Genomic DNA, 17,904 nt, shown 5'->3' with positions numbered 1-17,904 from the left:
AAAGCTCATCCGAGTATCCGTCGCTGTAGGGTGGTGGCGAACCGGCGCTGCCGCCGTTGCGTCCGGCTGACGCGGGTGCCGCATCGGTCAGCGCATCACCGCCCCAAGTCGGTGCCGAGGCAGGCGTGCCGTACCCGGAGCCGTTCGCGCCGTTGCCGTTGCGCACGCCGCGGCGCAATCCGCGCTCGGTCAGCCCGCGCAGGCTCACGTACATGTTCCCGGCATCGGGCCGACGCACGCTGGTGGGCTTGCTGCGATCGTTGTCGGCATAGGTGGCGACGCCGAAGTAGAGGCGCGGCTGGCCGACGAACCGCGCGACCACCGATGGCGGAACCAGATAGACCGCGTCGCTGCGGGGCCGCGTGCCCTGCAACGGACTCGCGTAGAAGTTGCCCGCGGTGCGGCGCGCGCGTTGCTCGGGCTTGAACAGATCCGGATCGGTCGCCAGCCCGACTTCGTAAAGCGGCTGGTCGGCGTTGATGGTGAACCCGAGCACGCTGAAGCGATCGTCGATCGATTCGCGATTGGCACGGATGCGGGTCATGACGAACTCCTGGCTTGCAGGACGACGGAAGAGGGGGCGGGTACGTCGCGCGCTGCGCGTGCGTCCGCCGGGGGAATGGGAATTGCGACCGGGGCAGTGACCAACGGATCGTCGAGCGCCGACGAGATGCGCTCCCAGAAACGCTGCTGGGCATCGATGCCGATGCCTTCCAGGTGCGGACGCACGAACTCCAGCACTGCATCGAGGTTTCGGAAGAACGCGCGTTGCCCGCTCTGGATGTGTTCGACCGAGCCGCGCCATTCCGCGACCGCGGCATCGCCGTCGCCGCGCTCGCACCAGACGCGGACGATGAAAACGGCGGTGCGGTCTTCGAGCAGGGCCATTGCGAGCTCCGGCGGCTACGTCTGCGGTCGACCCTGCGCCGCGTGCGTCACCGACGAATCACCGCTGGATCACGCGTGGATCACACGTCGATTCGACCGGCGTGATCCCCCTTTGCGCCACGCACAGCGTCTTCCCGACCTGCGCGAGCGGTCGTAGGGCGAGGTGCGGGGTGGGGCGCCCCGGGGTGGCGCTACGGAGCGGGACGGTTGGCTCACGCACCCGCTCGGTGCTACCCGGCTCGGGACGGGGCAGCCCAGGCGACTTACGGCCGCGAACAGGTCGGCGGCCGAGACGGACTTGTGGGCGGCTGAGCGCCGGGATGCGACACCGTCAGCGCAAGCGCGTCATGCCAGCAGCTGGAGGCCCAACTGAAGTTGCGCGTCGGCGGCCGCAAGGTGCGCACGCGCGCAGTGGAGCAGGTCGAGCGGCTGCGCCACGATCTCGCTGCCCGGCGATCCGTTGGGCACGTTGATGACGTGAAGTTCCGGTGTCACCAGATCGCTCGCCCGCCTGCGTTGGCCGGCAGCGAACGCCGTTTCGCGGTGCAAGCCGACGGCGCTGTCCGCGATCTGCCGGTACAGCGCCTGCGTTTCGCGCATCGGCTGGATCGCCAGCTCGCGGCGAAGCAACTCACGGCAATGTTCGAACTGCCGCAATGCGAGAGCACGCTGGCCGCTGGCGACGAACATCTGCATCAGGTCGCGGTGCACATCCTCGCGCAACGGGTCGTGGTCGAGGATGCGTTGCGCATGCAGGATGCCGTCCGCGTATTGACGGCGAATGGTGGCGAGTTGCATCAGGCGATACAGCGCATTGAGGAAGTTGCGGCGATAGCGTTCGCGCGCCCGCAGGGCCCAGTCGTCCGTCAGCTCGATGAGCAGGTCGGCCTTGTACAGGCGCACCCCCCGCTCGAGGGCGTCGATGTCCTCGTCCGTCAGCCGCTCGGGCGCGCGCATGAGTCGCGGTGCCACCAGCTGGTCAAACTCGGCCACGTCCAGCCACACGTCGGCCTGCGGGCATAGCGCGATCGCGCCGCGATCGCTCGTGATCAGGCCGGCGTGGCCGAGCGGCGGCGTTTCGAGCAGCCGACGCAGCCGCCAAAGCGCGGTGTTGAACGACCCGGTGGACGCGCTCGCGCCGGGATCAGGCCACAGGCTGGCCAACAGTTCGGAGCGGCTGAAGCTGCGGCCGTGGCCCAGCGCAAGGTAGGCGAGCAGGCTCGCGCTGCGCCCGGCTACGGGCACTTCGACTGCGCTGCCATGGTCCGTGGCCAGGGCCATGGAACCGAACAGGGAGATGCGCAGCATGGGTCTGCCCTCTGCTTGCCGGCGTCCTGCCGGCGCGGTGGCGCCCCTGCGCGCCGCTGTCGTCACGCGCGAATGACGCGCCCTAATCGGCTGTAATGCAACCGCGCGAGTCCGCAAGCCGTCCTTACCCCGGGCCCGGCGGCCCTTGCTGCTGGTCGGGCCGATGAATGGAAAGCGCTGCTGGACAGCATGGCGACAGAATCGCTGTCCGGGCAGCCGGATGCCGCGCGAAGGACAACGCGACCCCGGCATTTGCCGTCACCGCCATCACGAGACGTCGAGCGAGCACGCCATGACCTCGTTGCCCCAGCGCATCCGCCGAGCACGTACCCGCGCCGGTCTCTCGCAGACAGAACTGGCGCTGCGTGTCGGCATCAAGCGCAGTGCCGTCACGCAGTGGGAGCATCCCCACGGCACGAAGCCGAGCGTGGAGCACCTGATACACATCGCTACCGAGACCCGTGCGGGGTTCGAGTGGCTCGCAACCGGCCGCGGCCCGAGCGAACTCGATCCACTCGACAGTACGCCCGCGCTGCTGGTGGACGACTTCGCGGGGGACGAATTCGAAGCACAGGCCCTGGCGCACCTGCGGCGCATGGCGCCGGCCAGGAAGCGCATGGCCGTGGCAATCCTGGAGACCATGGGTCGCTGACTTCGCGTCGGGGACGCAGGGGGAGGTGGGGCCGACCGGAAGAATGCTCTGGTCACACTCTCGCGCGGTGCGGGAGAGTTCTGTGCACCCACTTCGGCACAGGCCCCGTGGTCGAACTTCAACCGCGGCCGGCCCGGTAGGTCGGGCGGACCACCTTCATGGTCCTTGCCGCGATCGCACGGGGCCAGCCGCTTCACGCGAAGCCGGCGAAAGAGGCCCACCCAAGCCCATCTGCCTTGAGTCACCTGAACGCTGGTTCGACGAGTCGTGGCGGAAACCGTGGTTGACGGATCTCCGAAGGCAGGATGAAAGCGATGCCGCGTAAGGTGGTGCGCATGGTGCTCTGCAATTGCTTCGCAAACGCGCTGTGCAACACGACGCTGCCCTGTTCATGAATCGACTGTTGCGTCTGTGTTCCGTGACTTGCCGTTATCCGACCTTCGTAGGGGCCTTCGCCCTCGCGAACATCGTCCTGTTCGGCGTGCCGCTGTACTCGTTCGCATTGGCCAACAGCCCGGCGGACTTGTGGCCGAAGTCCGGGGTGCTGGTGCTCCTGACCGGCGTGCAGGTGGTTGTGACGGTGCTCGCGCTGACGTCGGTTTCGCTGCTTTCGATCCGTGCGACCAAGGTTGTCTGCATCGCGCTGCTGGTAGGCAATTCCACCGCGCTGTACTTCATGAATACGTACAACGTGCTGCTCGACAAGTCGATGATGGGCAATGTCCTGGGGACCGATCGCCAGGAAGCGACCGAACTGTTGCATCCGCAGATCCTTCTCTACGTGTTGCTCCTCGGCGCGCTTCCGGCGTGCCTCGTCGCCATGGCGCGAATAGTCGATTCCTCCCGACTGCGCCGACTGCGCCTGCTGGCGATAACGGCAGTCACGGGTTGCGTCATGGTCTACGCGGGATCGACGTCGTGGCTGTGGTTCGACAAGAACGCGAAGACACTCGGCGGGCTGATGCTGCCGTGGTCCTACGTCGCCAACACAGGTCGCTTTCTCCAGGAACGCGCGGACGCCAATCGCCCGCAGGCGTTGCTGCCGCCGCTGCGTTTTTCGGTCGAGCCGCGACTGAAGACTATCGTGGTGCTGGTGATCGGCGAGTCGGCTCGCGCGCAGAATCATTCGCTTTATGGCTACGGTCGGAGCACGGATGCCGAGCTCGCCGGAACCGACGTTATCGCGCTCCCCGGCGCTCGGGCCTGTGCCACGTACACCACGGCGGCCATCCGCTGCATGTTGTCGCATCTGGGTAGCGATGCCCCCGGGCGGGTGACGGAAGAAATCCTGCCGAATTATCTGCAGCGGCACGGCGTGGAAGTCATCTGGCGCTCGAACAACTGGGGCGAGCCGCCGCTGAAGGTAGGTGTCCGCCAACGCCTGGAGGACATCCGCAAGGCATGCACGGGGGCGGCCTGCGGCGACCTGGAGCACGACGAAGGGCTGCTGCACGGGTTGCAGGAAGTTCTGGCCCGCTCGCCTTCGCAGCGCATCTTCGTGGTGCTGCACCTCGCGGGAAGCCATGGCCCCACGTACTACCGGAAATACCCCGCCGCGTTCACACGCTTTGCGCCGGTGTGCCAATCGGTGGAGCTGAGTACCTGCAGCCATCAGTCGCTGGTCAACGCCTACGACAACACCATCGTCTATACCGATCACGTGCTCGCGGAAACGGTCAAGGTTCTCGCTGCCGTTCCGGCGAGTTCCTCGTCGATGATCTACATATCGGACCACGGCGAATCACTTGGCGAGCGCGGCTTCTACCTGCACGGCGCGCCCAATTCGATCGCGCCCGACGTGCAGCGAGCCATACCTTTCATGGTCTGGATGTCGCCGTCCTTCAAACAATCGAACCGAGTATCGGCGGCCGATCTTCGTGCGAAGGGCGATTTCGGCGACGCGAACATTTTTCACAGCGTGCTCGGCGCATTCGCAGCACGAAGCGCCGTGTATGACCCGCATCTCGATCTCTTCAGTCACTCCAGGTAAGCGCATGTACACCGCTCCCGCCGCACGGCCCGGTTCGCGGCTCGTCACAATCCTTTGGTGGCTCGGCCTGGTCGCGTTCGTCGCCAGCACTTTCTATCCCACCGACCTGGCGAGCTACGCCAGCCGCAGCGGAATATCGAGCGCGCCGCGCGTGGCGCGTTTCATGGAGGACTACGGGCGATACATCAATCCGGTGCTGCAGGGCACGCTTCCCATCGTGCTGGGCGACAGGCAGGGGATGATCGAGCTTGCGAAGATCGCCGTCACGGCTACGCTGGCGACGCACCTTTTGAAGCATTCGCTAAACGATGTGCGTGTCAATGGAACGCGGCTTGGCGAGAGGCCGCCACTGCCGGCGGGCCAGATCGCGATGCATTGGGAGGACACCAACTTCAACATGCCGTCGGGCCATTCCTCGCTGGCTTCCAGCGGCGCCTATTTCGTTTCGCGACGCTACGGCTGGAAGCTGGCCCTGCTGGTGGTGCCGATCATGCTGCTGACGATGTTCGCGCGCGTCAGCCTGGACAAGCACACCGTGTCCGCGGTTATCTCCGGCGCGCTATTGGGAATACTGGTTACCGCCTTGATGACGACGCGATGGCGCGGACGGCGCCAGGTAGAGTTGCAGCTCCAATAAGGCGACGCGCGGCTTATCCGTTGGACGCCTCGATCGCGTTGGCTTCGCCGTCGAAAGGGTCGTTCATCCGCGCGTCCTCGGAGTCGACAGACTCGCGCGCTCGTAACGGTCCTCCGTTCACGGCTCGACTGCGGCGTTCCATGCGGCTGCGGTCGAGGCGTTGACCGGCCAGTAATTACGGGGTTGCGGCCACGGCCGGTTCAAAGCCGTGCTTCACGCGGTGACGCCACTCGTGCCAGACAAGCGCGATGACGGCCACGTCGATCGCGGTCAGGATGAGTAGCCAAGGGGATCGGGTCGCGACGTACCGATTCAGCTGGTAGGCGACGAACGCGCCCAGCACCCACAGCGACGCCGGGTAGGACCAGAGCTTGCGGCGCATCAGGCCGGCAACCAGCAGCAGCTTTATCAGCCCGTGCACGAACAGGTAGACGGCAGCGAATGTCTTGCTGCCGCTCGCCAAACTGGTGGCGGAGTGGCGCAGGAACAACGACAGCGCGTCGTGCGGATCTTCGGCCAGTTCCGGGTGGGTGATATAGACCGCCGCGGCCGTGATCCAGTGGCTGTCGACCAGCAACAGCACCGAGCCTCCGATCGTCTGGATGCCACCCATCAATCCCTTCAGCCACACGCCCACCAGGAACAGGCGGTGCAGCCACATTTCGCGTCGAATGTTTTCAGCCATCCATCCATGATCAGGTCGGGCGCGTCGTTTTCGGGTAGTGACGCCCAGTGGGCGCAATGGAGCCGCAGCGGGCAACACTTTCGCGGTGGAATTGGGGCGACGCGCTCGCTACGCAGCTATCAGGCTCGGCGCGGATTCCGGCGTGCGGCGGTTAACGCGCCGCCTCGCCGCGCGTCGGGCGCAGTGAACGCCGGCTGCGCACGGCGACGGCCGGCATAAGCGCGTGCAGAGCCGCGTAAAGCGGGGCAGGGGCCCCTGCAAATCCCTCAAACCGACAGGGCGCCTACGCAGCGATCCGAAGTCTCCGTCCGGTGGCTTCGTGCGTGACCCGGGCGGCGGCGCGAACGGACGACGCCCGGCGCGGCGTTCGTTTTCGCGCGCCGCGCCTTGACCGCGCGTGCCGCAGGGGTTCGAATGGTGTTCGCTGCGGAGATCGCCATGAAGCTCTGGTCCATCGAAGGCAACCGGCAGAAGCTCGACGGCGGTGCCATGTTCGGCAATGCGCCGCGCGCGCTGTGGTCGCGCTGGGCGACTCCCGACGAGCACGGTCGCATCGACCTTGCCTGCCGCGCGCTGCTGGCGTCGCCGCTGGCGGGCAAGACCGTGTTGTTCGAAGCCGGCATCGGCGCGTTCTTCGACCCGAAGATGCGCGAACGCTACGGCGTCGTTGAGGACCGCCACGTGCTGCTGGAGTCGCTGGCGCATGCGGGCTTCTCGCCCGCGGACATCGATGTCGTGGTGCTTTCGCACCTTCACTTCGACCACGCCGGGGGCGTGCTGTCGGCCTGGTCGGCCAATGCCGATCCCTCGCTCGTGTTCCCGAACGCCGCGTATGTGGTCGGCAAGCGCCATTTCGAACGGGCGCTCGACCCGCACGACCGCGACCGCGCGAGCTTCATACCCGCGCTTCCCGGGCTGTTGCAGGCCACCGGGCGGCTCGAGCTGGTCGACGGCGAGTATTCGCGGACGCTCGGCAATGCCGTGCGTTTCCACTTCAGCGACGGCCACACGCCGGGACTGATGCTGGCAGAAATCGTCGGCGTGCCGGATTCGCATGGGCGCCCGCATGGGGGCGTCGTCTTCTGCGCGGACCTGATCCCCGGCCGGCCCTGGGTACACGTGCCGATCACCATGGGCTACGACCGCAATGCCGAGCTGCTGATCGACGAGAAGCGCGCGTTCCTCGACGACATGCGCGAGCGCGACGTGCATCTGTACTTCACCCACGACCCGGCCTGCGCGCTGGCACGCGTGGTGAAGACGCCCGAGGGCCGCTTCGCAACGACGCACGAAGTCCCGGCGCTGCAGGCGCGATCGCTCGCCGCATGAGGTCGACGCTGGCGCTAGCCGCGGTGCTGGCGCTGCTGCCGGTGGTGTCCCGGGCGCAGACCGCTCCCGAGAATGATCCGGTGCCGTCGAACGCGCTGCAGGATCCGGATTTCCATGTCGAGTCGAGCGCTTTCGGCCTCGAGCGGCGGGTCGAGATGTTCCAGTGGCGCCGAGACGACAGCGGGAACTACGTGCGTGTCTGGAACGCCGCGCCGATCGATTCGTCGGGCTTCGATGGCCTGCATCGCAATCCGTCGCGCCTCCCCATCCGCAACCGCGAATGGTGGGTGGAGTCGGTGACGCTCGATGGCCGCGCACTGCCGCTCGAGGTGGTCCGCCTGCTCGGCCAGTGGCAGACGCTGCATCCCAATTTTTCGCGGCTGCCCGCGGACCTCGCCAAGGAGTTCCAGCCCGAAGGCGACGGACTCGCGAGCAGCGACAACCCGCTCGTTGCCGTGACCGGCGATGTCCGGATCACGTGGCACGAATTCGTGTTGCCGCCGCTGGCCGGCAAGGTCGAGGTGCGCGACGGCGCCTGGCAGCTCAGCCCGAAAGCCGCCGCGGCGCCCGCCAGCGCGCGGCCCGCCGTCGACATCACTGCCGCCACGCGCACGCCCGTAATGCGGCTGCGTCCGTGGCTGATAGCCATCGCCACGGGCGCGCTTGCTGGCCTCTGGTTTCTCGTTCGCGCCATTACTGGAGGCCGGCACTGATGCCGTTCGTCACACTGCTAATCGCCGGCTTTCACGGCCTTCTGCTGCTTATGCTGCTCGTACCGATCGTCGCTGCGCGCCGCGGCAAGCGCATCGGCCTCGGCGATGGCGGTGACCCCCTGCTGCTGCGCCGAATCCGCGTGCACGCCAACTTCATCGAGTACGTACCGTTCGTGTTGCTGCTCATCGCGCTTCTGGAAATGACCGGGCTCGGTCGCGGATGGGTCGCGCTGCTCGGCGGCGCGCTCCTGGTCGCGCGTGTGCTGCATGCGATCGGGTTGTCCGGCTCGGCGGGTGTGTCTTTCGGGCGTTTCTGGGGCACGCTGCTGACGTGGTGCGTGATCCTCGCCGCGTCGGTCATCGCGATCGTACGTGCGGCCGAAAGCCTGACGTTGCACGCATGAATCCGGCGCGCGTCGACCGCAGCCGGCTACACGACCTCACGGATCTGCCGAACGTGGGTCCGTCCGTCGCCGGCGATCTGCGTCGCATCGGGATCGAGCGTCCGTCGCAACTCGTCGGACAGTCGCCGCTCGAACTCTATCGTCGGCTTTGCGAAGTCACGGGCGCGCGCCAGGATCCGTGCGTACTCGACGTCTTCATGTCGGTCACGCGTTTCATGGACGGCGAAGCGCCGCGGCCCTGGTGGGCGTACACGGCGGAGCGCAAGCTGCTCGTGCGGAAGTAAGGCGCAAACACGAAGCCGGCGATCGGCCGGCCTCCGCGGTACCCAACCGCCCAGGAATCAAGCGGCGACGGCCTGTTCCATTCGCGGCCCTTCGCGAAGCGCGCGGCCGACCATCGCCACAAGCATGTCGAGCTCGTCGCTCGTGATGGTGAACGTTGGCGTGAACCGCAACGAGTTGACGCCGCCGTGGATCACGCCGATGCCGCGCTCGCGCAGCCATTCCTCGGTCGATCCCGTGCCGTAGCACTTGAACTGCGGCGCGAGCTCGCACGAGAACAGCAGGCCGGTGCCCTGCACCTTGGTGATCATGCCGCCCGACTCGGCGCGCAGCGCTTCGAGCCGCTGCAGCGCTTCGGCGCCGCGCGCGCGAATGTTTTCGCGCACTTCGGGGGTGACGAGACCCAGGACCGCGCATGCGACGTCGAGCGCACGCGGGTTCGTCGTCATGGTATTGCCGTAGAGGCCCTTGCGATACAACGCGGCGGCGCGTGCGTTCACTGCCAGCACCGAGAGCGGGTACTGCCCCGCATTGAGCGCCTTGGAATAGGTCTCCATGTCGGGCGCTTCCATTCCCTCGAAGCCGGGATAGTCGATCATCGACAGCGCGCCGGTGGCGCGCAGGCCCGCCTGGATCGAATCGACCAGCAAAAGCCCGCCGTGCGACTTGGTCAGCTCGCGCGCGGCCTGATAGAACGCCGGCGGCACGCCACGACCCGGGTCGCCTTCGCCCATCACCGGCTCGAGGAACATGGCTTCGATGAACCAGCCATTCGCATCGGCATCGGTGAACGCGCGACGCAGGGCGTCGACGTCGTACGGCTCGACAGTGATCACCGAATCCTCGCCACGGTAGCTGGCGAGGTGCTGTGCATAGGTCTTGCGCGACGAGTCCGAATAGAGCGCAGGCCGTTCGGTGCGGCCGTGGAAACTGCCCCGTACTACAAGGCGCTTGATCGTGCGGCCTTCGTGGCGCGCGCCCGGATCCGTCATCAGCTTGGCGTTCGCGTCAGCGATGCGCGCCGCGAGCGACACCGATTCGGAGCCCGAATTGAGACAGAAGAAGCGCTCGTAGGGGCAACCGCCGCGCGTGGTGCCGATGACCGCCCGGAGCGCGCGATCGAAGCGCAGCTGCGCCAGCGACGGCGTCATGATGTTCGCCATCACCTGCGGCTTGGCCATTGCGTCGATGACGGCCTGCGGCGCGTGCCCGAAGCCGAGCATCCCGTAGCCGCCGGAGTCGTGCAGCACCGCGCCCTTGAGCGTAACGACCCAAGGGCCGCGCGCGGCGAGCGCGATATACGGGTTGACCGCGTCGTCGGGATAGAAGTTGACGTAGCCGGCCTGGACGGCGTGGATCTGCGCGTCCTCGTCGAGGTCGAGCAGGTCGGCGGCCTCGCGCTTGACGGCCTCGAATTCAGCGAGCGCAGCTTCGATCGCCTGGAGCAACTCCGGATGCGAGGCCGCGAAGCGCTCGACCGTTGCGTCTTCGAGGCCGACCGTTCGGCGGCGCCCGCCGCAAGCACGCAGCGGCGCTAGAAGGGCGACGGCATTGGCGTGGGCGTTCGACATGACAGCAGCTCCGGCAGTCCAGGGGCGAGGTGCACGAAAAACGCAGGAACGACGCATGCCGAAAAGCGCGTGCGAAGGCGTTTTCCGTTTCCATTCAAAAGGTTGCGTCCATGTTATCACGCGACCTTCGCGCCGATAACCCCTGCGGCGCCAGTACACTGTGCAGCCGTCCGACGCGGACACAGGGCCGAATGCAGGCAACGGCGCGCTTGAAGAAGTCCGATTTCGATTACGAACTGCCGCCCGAGTTGATCGCGCAGGCACCGCTCGCCGAGCGCAGCGCAAGCCGTCTCCTGGTGGTGCCGCCCGGCGAGGCGCCGTTCGAAGACCGTGTGTTCCGCGACGTGCCCTCGCTGCTGCGCGAGCACGACCTGCTGGTCTTCAACGACACCCGCGTGATCCCGGCACGCCTGTTCGGCCGCAAGGCCACGGGCGGCCGCGTCGAGATCATGATCGAACGCCTGCTGTCGGCGGATCGCGCCCGCGCGCAGATCGGCGTGAGCAAGTCGCCGAAGGAGGGCTCGGTGATCGAGCTCGATGGCGGCGGCCGCGCGCACGTGCTGGGCCGCGAAGGCGAGTTCTACCTGTTGCGGTTCGACGTGGACGCGCCGCTCGAGTCGTGGCTTCTGCGCGTCGGGCGCCTGCCGTTGCCGCCTTACATCCAGCGTGAGCCCGGCGCGGACGATGCCGAGCGCTACCAGACGGTGTACGCCCGCGAAGTCGGCGCGGTCGCAGCCCCCACCGCCGGACTGCATTTCGACGAAGCGCTGCTGGCGCGCCTGCAGGCGATGGGCGTGGCGTTCGGCCACGTCACGTTGCACGTCGGTGCGGGCACTTTCCAGCCGGTGCGCGTCGACGACCTGAGCCAGCACGTGATGCACAGCGAATGGATCAACGTCGGCGCCGCCCTCGTCGAACAGATCCGTCGCACGCGCGAGGCGGGCGGGCGCGTGATCGGCGTGGGAACCACGGTGGTGCGCGCCCTCGAGGCCGCGACCCGGCGCGACGAGGCGGGAAACGCGGAGCTCGCGCCGTTCGCAGGCGAGACGCGACTGTTCATCCTGCCCGGCTACAGCATTACTTCGGTCGACGCGATGATCACCAATTTCCATCTGCCGCAGAGCACGCTGCTGATGATGGTGTCCGCGTTCGCCGGGCAGCGGCGCGTATTCGACGCATATCGACACGCGATCGACGAACGCTACCGCTTCTTCTCCTATGGCGATGCGATGCTGTTGTGGCCCCGCCACCACGCGACGGCGCCGCGAGCCTGAGCCCGACGTCGCCCACGTTCGATCCACGCAACACCGGATACCCCATGAGCCGCATGTCCTTCCAGCTTCTCGGCACCGACGGCGCCGCTCGCCGCGGCCGCCTCGAGTTCCCGCGTGGCACCGTCGAGACCCCGGCGTTCATGCCGGTCGGCACGTATGGGTCGGTCAAGGGTGCGATGCCGGAGCAGGTGCGCGCGCTGGGTGCCGAGATCATCCTTGGCAACACGTTCCATCTCTACCTGCGGCCGGGCCTCGACGTCATCGCCGACCACGGAGGGCTGCATGGGTTCGCCCGCTGGAACGGACCGATCCTCACGGATTCCGGCGGCTTCCAGGTGTTCTCGCTCGCGCACCGCCGCAAGATCACGGAGGAGGGCGTCACCTTCGCGTCGCCGACCGATGGCGCCAAGGTCTTCCTCGGCCCCGAGGAGAGCATGCGCATCCAGAAGGTGCTCGACTCGGACGTCGTGATGATCTTTGACGAGTGCCCTCCGGTGCATGTTGAAGGTGTTCCGGTGAATGTCGACGTCGTCCGCAGATCGATGGAGCTTTCGCTGCGTTGGGCTGAGCGCAGCCGGCGCGCCCATGAAGGCAACGATGCGGCGCTGTTCGGCATCGTGCAGGGCGGCGTGCACCGGGATCTGCGCGCGCAATCGGCCGACGGGCTGAAAGCGATCGGCTTCGACGGCTATGCGATCGGCGGGCTGGCAGTCGGCGAGACCGAAGCCGAGCGCAACGCGATGCTCGAGCACACGTGCCCGCAGCTGCCGACCGAGCGTCCGCGCTACCTGATGGGTGTTGGCCGCCCGGAAGACCTGGTGGAGGCGGTCGCGCGCGGCGTGGACATGTTCGACTGCGTGATGCCGACTCGCAACGCGCGCAACGGCCACTATTTCACCGCGACCGGCACGGTGCGCGTGCGAAACGCGAAGTACGAGCGCGACACCCGGCCCATCGAGGAGGGCTGCGACTGCTACTCGTGCGCGAACGGATTCAGCCGAAGCTACCTGCGCCACCTCGACCGCTGCAACGAGATGCTCGGCCCGATGCTGGGCACCTTGCACAACCTGCGTTATTACCAGCGCCTGATGGCCGGGATGCGCGACGCGATTGCCGAGCGACGGTTCCAGGCATTCCGAGACGCCTTCTATGCCTTGCGCGTCGGCGGCGGGGCGGGCTGAACAGGCCGGCTCGGGGGCTCGGCCGGAGCGGGGCGCGACGCGTGGCATAATCCCCGGTCGCTTTCGCAGGATCCATCCATGTCGCCGCTCGATTTCCTGATTCCCGCCGCCCACGCGCAGGCCGCTGGCGCACCCGCCGCCAACAGCGCGCTCGGCTTCCTGCCGATCCTCGTCGTCGTGGCGGTGATGTATTTCCTGATGATCCGGCCCCAGATGAAGCGTGCCAAGGAACACAGAGGCATGCTGGAAAAGCTCGGACGCGGCGATGAAGTGCTGGCCGCAGGCGGCCTCGCCGGCACCGTCACCGACATCGGCGAGAACTTCGTGACCATCGAGATCGCCGACGGCGTGCGCGTGCGCGTGCAGAAGTCTGCGATCGGCAACGTACTGCCCAAGGGCACGTTGAAAGCCGCCTGAGCCGCAGTCCCTTGATGGCGGCCGTGGCCGCCCATACACGCTACGCATGCGGCGGGGAGCCGCCAGGACTTCGATGCTGACCTACCCGCGCTGGAAATACGCCCTCGCCCTGGTTCTGCTGCTGCTGGGTGCGCTCTATGCGCTGCCCAACGTGTTCCCGCAGGATCCGTCCGTGCAGGTCACCGCCAACCGCGGCGGCAAGATCGATGCCGCGCTCAGCACGCGCGTCAGCGGTCTGCTCGCGCAGTCCGGTGTCACGCCGAAGAAGATCGAGATCACGAAGGGCAACCTGCTGGTCCGCTTCAAGGACCCCGACCAGCAGGTCAAGGCGGCTGACCTGCTGCGCGATCCGCTCGGCAACAACTACGTGATCGCGCTGAACCTCGCGTCCACGGCGCCGCGGTGGCTCGAAAACGTTGGCGCCAAGCCGATGCTGCTGGGCCTCGACCTCCAGGGCGGCGTGCATTTCATGATGCAGGTCGACCAGCAGGCGTCGATGGAGAAGCGCCTCGACGCGCTCGCAGAAGACGTGCGTGTGCAGCTGCGCGAGGCGGGCGTGCGCTATGAATCCGTGGAGCGTCGCCCGGACGGCACCGTGCTGGCGCAGGTTGCGCCGCAGGATGCCGAGAAGGCGCGGCAGCTGATCACGCGCGGCCAGACCTCGCTCGATGTCGCTGTCTCCGGCGGCCTGCTCACCGTCCGCATGAATGCAGCGGAGCAGCAGCGCCTCGCGCTCGAGGCCGTCGAGCAGAATGTCAGCACACTGCGCAATCGCGTCAACGCGATCGGCGTCGGCGAGCCGATCATCCAGCGTCAGGGCACCGACCGCATCGTGGTCGAACTGCCGGGTGTGCAGGACACCGCACAGGCAAAGCGCATCATCGGCGCCACTGCGACGCTGGAATACCGGGCGGTGGTCGAAGGCAACGCCGCCGAGGCCGTTGCGACCGGCAGCGTGCCGCCCGAAGCACGTGTCTACAACCGTCGCCAGCTCGGCCCGGACGGCAAACCCCTTCAGGTCCTGCTGAGCAAACGCGTCATCGTTTCGGGTGACCAGCTGGTCGGCGCGACCGCCACGACCGACCCGCAGTCGGGGACCCCGGCGGTGAGCGTGCGGCTGAACAGTGTCGGCGGCCAGCGCATGTTCGATTTCACCAGCGAGAACGTCGGCAAGCCGATGGCCGTGGTGTACATCGAACGCGTGCCCGAGGTGAAGACGGTCGACGGCAAGGAAGTACGCACGACCCGCGTCAGCGAGGAAGTAATCCAGATCGCCACCGTGCAGGGCGTGTTCGGCAAGGAGTTCCAGACGACGGGGCTCGACAGCCCGAAGGAAGCGTCCGACCTGTCGTTGCTGCTGCGCTCCGGTTCGCTGGCCGCGCCCATGGACTTCGTAGAGGAACGCATCGTCGGCCCGAGCCTCGGTCGGCAGAACGTCACCCGCGGGCTTGAGGCGGTGATGTATTCGTTCCTCTTCACCCTCGGCTTCTTCCTCATCTACTACCGCGTCTTCGGCGTCATCACCTGTCTGTCGTTGCTGATGAACCTGTTGCTGGTGGTCGCGATCCTTTCGGTTTTCGGCGCCACGTTGAGCCTGCCCGGCCTCGCCGGCGTGGCGTTGACGGTCGGCATGTCGGTCGACGCGAACGTGCTGATCAATGAGCGAATCCGCGAGGAGTTGCGACTCGGGCTACCTCCGCAGTCGGCGATCTCCGAAGGTTACGAGCGCGCAAAGGGCACCATCGCCGACGCCAACCTGACCACCATCCTGGCTGGCCTTGCGTTGTTCGCGTTCGGCACCGGGCCCATCAAGGGCTTCGCCGTCACGTTGATCGTCGGCATCCTGACGTCGATGTACACCGCGGTGTCGGTGTCACGCGCGATCGCGACGCTCATCTACGGTCGTCGCCGCAAGCTGCAGTCGATCGCGATCTGAGGGACGACATTCAATGAAACCTTTCAATGTGTTCCCGTACGACAGCAACATCGACTTCATGCGGCTGCGGTGGGTCTCGCTGACGATCGCCGGCATGCTGATGCTGACGTCGTTCGGGGCGATGCTGTTCCATGCCTTCAACGGCGGCTTCGACCCCGGCCGCACCTTCAACTTCGCGCTCGACTTCACCGGCGGTTCGGTCGTCGAGCTGCGGTTCGACCGGCCGGTGGACACGGACAACGTGCGCAGCCGGCTCGACACGGCCGGCTTCCGCGGAGCACAGGTGCAGGCGCTGGGTTCAGGTCGCGAAATCATGGTGCGGCTGCAGCCCCAGAAGACGGGTACCGGCACTGCCGCGAAGGACCAGACCGCGGCTGCGGTCGTTGCAGCCGTTGCGCAGCCCGGCAATGCCGCGCACGTGCAGCGCAGTGACTTCGTCGGCCCGCAGGTCGGCAAGGAACTCGCTTGGAAATCGCTGTACGCGTTCCTGTTCGTGCTGGTCGGGTTGCTGCTGTACATCTCGATGCGCTTCGAGCTCAAGTTCGCGATCGGCGCAATCATTGCCACCATCCATGACGTCAGCATCGTCGCGGGCTGGTTCGCGATCACGCGACACGAATTCGACCTGACGGTGCTCGCCGGCCTGCTCGCGGTGATGGGCTTCTCGATCAACGACACCATCGTCGTCTTCGACCGGGTGCGCGAGAATTTCCGCAGCATGCGTCTCACCCCACGCGAGATCATGAACAAGGCGGTAAACCAGACGCTGTCGCGTACGGTGATCGTGTCGTTCGTGGCTTTCCTGTCGATGCTCGCGCTGTACGTGTTCGGCGGCGCGTCGCTCCGGGGCCTCGCGGAAGCGCAGATCATCGGCACCGTGATCGGCACGCTGTCGTCGATCTTCATTGCCTGCCCGTTGCTGCTTTGGCAGGGCGTCAGCAAGCAGGACCTGATGCCGAAGGCGCGCGACGAAGCGGCGCTGGCTCGTCGCCCCTAGGCGGCGGATCGGCGTAAAAAAAGGCCGCGAATATGCGGCCTTTTTTCTGCGTCTGAAGTCCGGCCCCGCCGCCTCATCGGCGCGGCGCGGACCCGCTGCATCGTGTGTAGGTGTCGACCTGGCGGCCTTCTGTCGACGTGAACGAACCAGCCGTCAGCACGATCGTGCGCGTGAAGCGCCGCGTCTCGCCTTCGTAGTCTTCGAGTTCATCGAGGCGCCAGGTCGGCGGCACGGAAGCAATACGCCGGATCGAATACGCGCTGGTGCGGGCCTCGTAGGCGGCGATCCCGTCACGCCCGATCGTGATCAGTCCGTCGCTGTCTGCGGCTTCCGGCAGACGGCAGGGCGCTGTCCCGACATGCCAGGCTCCGCGCAGCTCGACGGGATAGTGCGCCGCGTGCACGGGCGCGGCTGCGGCAGCGGCCGCCATCAGGAGGCTCGTTGGCATGGGGACTCCTTTCCCGGGGTCGAATCAGTCGAACGTGGCGGCGTATCCGGAATCCACGATGCGCTTCTGGAGTTCGTCGCAGACCTTGATGTTGCCGGCAACCAACGGACGGCCCGGCAGGCCGCGATTGTCCATCGGCCCGAGCGTGCGGCCTCGGTAGTCGACCACCTTGCCGCCGGCTTCGCGCACCAGCAGCACGCCGGCCGCGATGTCCCACGGCTTAAGACCGGCCTCGAAGTAGGCGTCGGCACGACCGGCCGCCACGTAGGCGAGGTCGAGCGCGGCCGATCCGGTGCGGCGGATGTCCTCGGCCTGCAGGAGCACGCTGTCGACGCACTTGAGTTGCGCCGATGCGCGCTCGCGCTCGCGCGGCGGGAACCCGGTGATGACCATCGCGCCGGCCAGGTCACGGCGATCGGCGACGCGCATGCGCTTGTCGTTCAGCACCGCGCCCGCGCCCCGCGAGGCGTGGAAGATCTCGTTGCGGATCGGGTCGAACACGAGGCCATTGATCGGCTCTCCGTTCTCGCACAGCGCGATGGACACGCAGAAATGCGGGATGCCGCGCAGGTAGTTGCTGGTGCCGTCGAGCGGATCGATGACCCACGTGAAGCGGGTGCGCGGGCCGGTGTTCAGCGGGCCGCTTTCCTCGCCCAGGATGGCGTAGTCGGGCGTCGCGCGGCGGAACTCCTTGATGATTTCCTTCTCGGCCAGGCTGCCAACTTCGCTCGCGAAGTCCATGCGGTCCTTCTCGACGACATTCAGCGCGTCGAGCTTGTGCATGTGGCGGAGGAGCACGTTGCCGGCGGCGCGCGCGGCCTTGATCATCAAGGTGATGGCGGGTTTCTGCATGGGGATGTCCGGGGCGCGCTGGCCGTGGAAAAGAGCGATTCCGCCATCGCCGGCGGGGCGCGAAGCTTACCATTGCGGACATGACTCGAGATTTCATGACACTCGCCGCCGACCGCGTCCGCATCGTGCTGGTAGGTACGCAACACCCGGGCAACATCGGCTCGGCCGCGCGCGCGATGAAGACCATGGGCCTGCACCGGCTGGTGCTGGTGGCGCCGGAGAAGCTGCCCAACGCGGAGTCCGACGCGCTGGCTGCCGGCGCCGATGACCTGCTCGCGACGGCCACGTTCCACGACGACCTGGCCTCCGCGCTGGCGGGTTGCCAGCGCGTGCTGGGCTG

20 protein-coding genes are annotated in these 17,904 nt (G+C 67.0%); 13 read left to right on the top strand and 7 right to left on the bottom strand.

Features of this window, described 5'->3' with window-relative positions; all coding sequences use genetic code 11:
* The 3 genes from FW784_RS06545 to FW784_RS06535 form a co-directional block, all read right to left on the bottom strand.
* The coding region (locus tag FW784_RS06545) for a hypothetical protein (protein ID WP_205123567.1) at nucleotides 1-544 on the bottom strand (544 nt) is incomplete at its 3' end.
* Nucleotides 541-888 (bottom strand): hypothetical protein, encoded by a 348-nt coding sequence (locus FW784_RS06540; RefSeq protein ID WP_149352554.1) that lies wholly within the window; start codon nucleotides 886-888, stop codon nucleotides 541-543. The genes FW784_RS06540 and FW784_RS06545, both read right to left, overlap by 4 nt.
* 345 nt (nucleotides 889-1,233) lie before the next feature.
* On the bottom strand, nucleotides 1,234-2,196 hold the full coding sequence (locus FW784_RS06535) for an AfsR/SARP family transcriptional regulator (RefSeq protein ID WP_149352553.1): 963 nt from the start codon (nucleotides 2,194-2,196) through the stop codon (nucleotides 1,234-1,236).
* 292 nt (nucleotides 2,197-2,488) lie between these two features.
* On the opposite strand from FW784_RS06535, the gene FW784_RS06530 reads away from it, so the two are divergent.
* The 3 genes from FW784_RS06530 to FW784_RS06520 all read left to right on the top strand — a co-directional run bounded on the left by FW784_RS06530 (nucleotide 2,489) and on the right by FW784_RS06520 (nucleotide 5,475).
* A complete protein-coding gene (locus FW784_RS06530; RefSeq protein ID WP_149352552.1) occupies nucleotides 2,489-2,848 on the top strand; it encodes a helix-turn-helix domain-containing protein in 360 nt (119 codons plus the stop codon).
* Nucleotides 2,849-3,239: 391 nt separating this feature from the next.
* Nucleotides 3,240-4,838 (top strand): phosphoethanolamine--lipid A transferase EptA, encoded by a 1,599-nt coding sequence (gene eptA / locus FW784_RS06525; RefSeq protein WP_149352551.1) that lies wholly within the window; start codon nucleotides 3,240-3,242, stop codon nucleotides 4,836-4,838.
* Nucleotides 4,839-4,842: 4 nt separating this feature from the next.
* Nucleotides 4,843-5,475 carry a phosphatase PAP2 family protein gene (locus tag FW784_RS06520; protein WP_187770705.1) on the top strand — a complete coding sequence of 211 codons (633 nt, stop codon included), beginning with the start codon at nucleotides 4,843-4,845 and terminating at the stop codon, nucleotides 5,473-5,475.
* A gap of 175 nt (nucleotides 5,476-5,650) precedes the next feature.
* Here the strand turns inward: FW784_RS06520 and FW784_RS06515 are convergent, their stop codons facing one another.
* Nucleotides 5,651-6,160 (bottom strand): DUF2127 domain-containing protein, encoded by a 510-nt coding sequence (locus tag FW784_RS06515; protein WP_149352549.1) that lies wholly within the window; start codon nucleotides 6,158-6,160, stop codon nucleotides 5,651-5,653.
* Between the two features lie 438 nt (nucleotides 6,161-6,598).
* On the opposite strand from FW784_RS06515, the gene FW784_RS06510 reads away from it, so the two are divergent.
* Genes FW784_RS06510 through FW784_RS06495 form a run of 4 tightly spaced genes read left to right on the top strand, consistent with a single transcriptional unit; the run spans nucleotide 6,599 to nucleotide 8,890 of the window.
* A complete protein-coding gene (locus tag FW784_RS06510; protein ID WP_149352548.1) occupies nucleotides 6,599-7,489 on the top strand; it encodes an MBL fold metallo-hydrolase in 891 nt (296 codons plus the stop codon).
* Nucleotides 7,486-8,202, top strand: a complete 717-nt coding sequence (locus FW784_RS06505; RefSeq protein ID WP_149352547.1) for a TMEM43 family protein — start codon at nucleotides 7,486-7,488, stop codon at nucleotides 8,200-8,202. Before FW784_RS06510 ends, FW784_RS06505 begins: the two co-directional genes overlap by 4 nt.
* Entirely contained in the window at nucleotides 8,202-8,606 is a 405-nt protein-coding gene (locus FW784_RS06500; RefSeq protein ID WP_149352546.1) for an MAPEG family protein, read from the top strand. Before FW784_RS06505 ends, FW784_RS06500 begins: the two co-directional genes overlap by 1 nt.
* Nucleotides 8,603-8,890: a helix-hairpin-helix domain-containing protein gene (locus tag FW784_RS06495; RefSeq protein ID WP_149352545.1), complete on the top strand. Its 288-nt coding sequence runs from the start codon at nucleotides 8,603-8,605 to the stop codon at nucleotides 8,888-8,890. The genes FW784_RS06500 and FW784_RS06495 overlap by 4 nt, the downstream gene beginning before the upstream one ends.
* Before the next feature lie 57 nt (nucleotides 8,891-8,947).
* Here the strand turns inward: FW784_RS06495 and FW784_RS06490 are convergent, their stop codons facing one another.
* Nucleotides 8,948-10,459, bottom strand: coding sequence for an aminotransferase class III-fold pyridoxal phosphate-dependent enzyme (locus tag FW784_RS06490; protein ID WP_149352544.1), 1,512 nt, complete (start codon nucleotides 10,457-10,459; stop codon nucleotides 8,948-8,950).
* Nucleotides 10,460-10,668: 209 nt separating this feature from the next.
* On the opposite strand from FW784_RS06490, the gene queA reads away from it, so the two are divergent.
* From queA to secF, 5 genes are all read left to right on the top strand, one after another.
* A complete protein-coding gene (gene queA / locus FW784_RS06485) occupies nucleotides 10,669-11,733 on the top strand; it encodes a tRNA preQ1(34) S-adenosylmethionine ribosyltransferase-isomerase QueA (RefSeq protein ID WP_149352543.1) in 1,065 nt (354 codons plus the stop codon).
* A gap of 44 nt (nucleotides 11,734-11,777) precedes the next feature.
* Entirely contained in the window at nucleotides 11,778-12,914 is a 1,137-nt protein-coding gene (gene tgt, locus FW784_RS06480) for a tRNA guanosine(34) transglycosylase Tgt (protein WP_149352542.1), read from the top strand.
* Nucleotides 12,915-12,992: 78 nt separating this feature from the next.
* Entirely contained in the window at nucleotides 12,993-13,331 is a 339-nt protein-coding gene (gene yajC / locus FW784_RS06475) for a preprotein translocase subunit YajC (RefSeq protein WP_149352541.1), read from the top strand.
* A 73-nt stretch (nucleotides 13,332-13,404) separates the two neighbouring features.
* A complete protein-coding gene (gene secD, locus FW784_RS06470; protein WP_149352540.1) occupies nucleotides 13,405-15,267 on the top strand; it encodes a protein translocase subunit SecD in 1,863 nt (620 codons plus the stop codon).
* 13 nt (nucleotides 15,268-15,280) lie between these two features.
* Nucleotides 15,281-16,264 (top strand): protein translocase subunit SecF, encoded by a 984-nt coding sequence (gene secF / locus FW784_RS06465; RefSeq protein WP_149352539.1) that lies wholly within the window; start codon nucleotides 15,281-15,283, stop codon nucleotides 16,262-16,264.
* A gap of 73 nt (nucleotides 16,265-16,337) precedes the next feature.
* On the opposite strand, the gene FW784_RS06460 is transcribed toward secF, so the two are convergent.
* Both FW784_RS06460 and FW784_RS06455 read right to left on the bottom strand, forming a co-directional pair.
* On the bottom strand, nucleotides 16,338-16,694 hold the full coding sequence (locus tag FW784_RS06460) for a hypothetical protein (RefSeq protein ID WP_149352538.1): 357 nt from the start codon (nucleotides 16,692-16,694) through the stop codon (nucleotides 16,338-16,340).
* 42 nt (nucleotides 16,695-16,736) lie between these two features.
* Complete coding sequence (locus FW784_RS06455) at nucleotides 16,737-17,564, bottom strand: inositol monophosphatase family protein (RefSeq protein WP_149352537.1); 828 nt, start codon at nucleotides 17,562-17,564, stop codon at nucleotides 16,737-16,739.
* 95 nt (nucleotides 17,565-17,659) lie between these two features.
* On the opposite strand from FW784_RS06455, the gene FW784_RS06450 reads away from it, so the two are divergent.
* A partial coding sequence (locus tag FW784_RS06450) for a TrmH family RNA methyltransferase (protein WP_328592713.1) occupies nucleotides 17,660-17,904 on the top strand: 245 nt, incomplete at its 3' end.

The organism is Cognatilysobacter lacus (genome assembly GCF_008274655.1).
GTDB classification, from domain to species: domain Bacteria; phylum Pseudomonadota; class Gammaproteobacteria; order Xanthomonadales; family Xanthomonadaceae; genus Cognatilysobacter; species Cognatilysobacter lacus.
This window is presented reverse-complemented; position numbering and strand designations above follow the sequence as displayed.

Coding starts and splice junctions, on each gene's coding strand:
- yajC (WP_149352541.1), top strand. CDS start 12,993: ATGTCGCCGCTCGATTTCCTGATTCCCGCCGCCCACGCGCAGGCCGCT.
- tgt (WP_149352542.1), top strand. CDS start 11,778: ATGAGCCGCATGTCCTTCCAGCTTCTCGGCACCGACGGCGCCGCTCGC.
- eptA (WP_149352551.1), top strand. CDS start 3,240: ATGAATCGACTGTTGCGTCTGTGTTCCGTGACTTGCCGTTATCCGACC.
- FW784_RS06510 (WP_149352548.1), top strand. CDS start 6,599: ATGAAGCTCTGGTCCATCGAAGGCAACCGGCAGAAGCTCGACGGCGGT.
- FW784_RS06540 (WP_149352554.1), bottom strand. CDS start 888: ATGGCCCTGCTCGAAGACCGCACCGCCGTTTTCATCGTCCGCGTCTGG.
- FW784_RS06455 (WP_149352537.1), bottom strand. CDS start 17,564: ATGCAGAAACCCGCCATCACCTTGATGATCAAGGCCGCGCGCGCCGCC.
- FW784_RS06520 (WP_187770705.1), top strand. CDS start 4,843: ATGTACACCGCTCCCGCCGCACGGCCCGGTTCGCGGCTCGTCACAATC.
- secF (WP_149352539.1), top strand. CDS start 15,281: ATGAAACCTTTCAATGTGTTCCCGTACGACAGCAACATCGACTTCATG.
- FW784_RS06530 (WP_149352552.1), top strand. CDS start 2,489: ATGACCTCGTTGCCCCAGCGCATCCGCCGAGCACGTACCCGCGCCGGT.
- FW784_RS06535 (WP_149352553.1), bottom strand. CDS start 2,196: ATGCTGCGCATCTCCCTGTTCGGTTCCATGGCCCTGGCCACGGACCAT.
- FW784_RS06490 (WP_149352544.1), bottom strand. CDS start 10,459: ATGTCGAACGCCCACGCCAATGCCGTCGCCCTTCTAGCGCCGCTGCGT.
- FW784_RS06495 (WP_149352545.1), top strand. CDS start 8,603: ATGAATCCGGCGCGCGTCGACCGCAGCCGGCTACACGACCTCACGGAT.
- FW784_RS06460 (WP_149352538.1), bottom strand. CDS start 16,694: ATGGCGGCCGCTGCCGCAGCCGCGCCCGTGCACGCGGCGCACTATCCC.
- FW784_RS06500 (WP_149352546.1), top strand. CDS start 8,202: ATGCCGTTCGTCACACTGCTAATCGCCGGCTTTCACGGCCTTCTGCTG.
- secD (WP_149352540.1), top strand. CDS start 13,405: ATGCTGACCTACCCGCGCTGGAAATACGCCCTCGCCCTGGTTCTGCTG.
- FW784_RS06505 (WP_149352547.1), top strand. CDS start 7,486: ATGAGGTCGACGCTGGCGCTAGCCGCGGTGCTGGCGCTGCTGCCGGTG.
- FW784_RS06515 (WP_149352549.1), bottom strand. CDS start 6,160: ATGGCTGAAAACATTCGACGCGAAATGTGGCTGCACCGCCTGTTCCTG.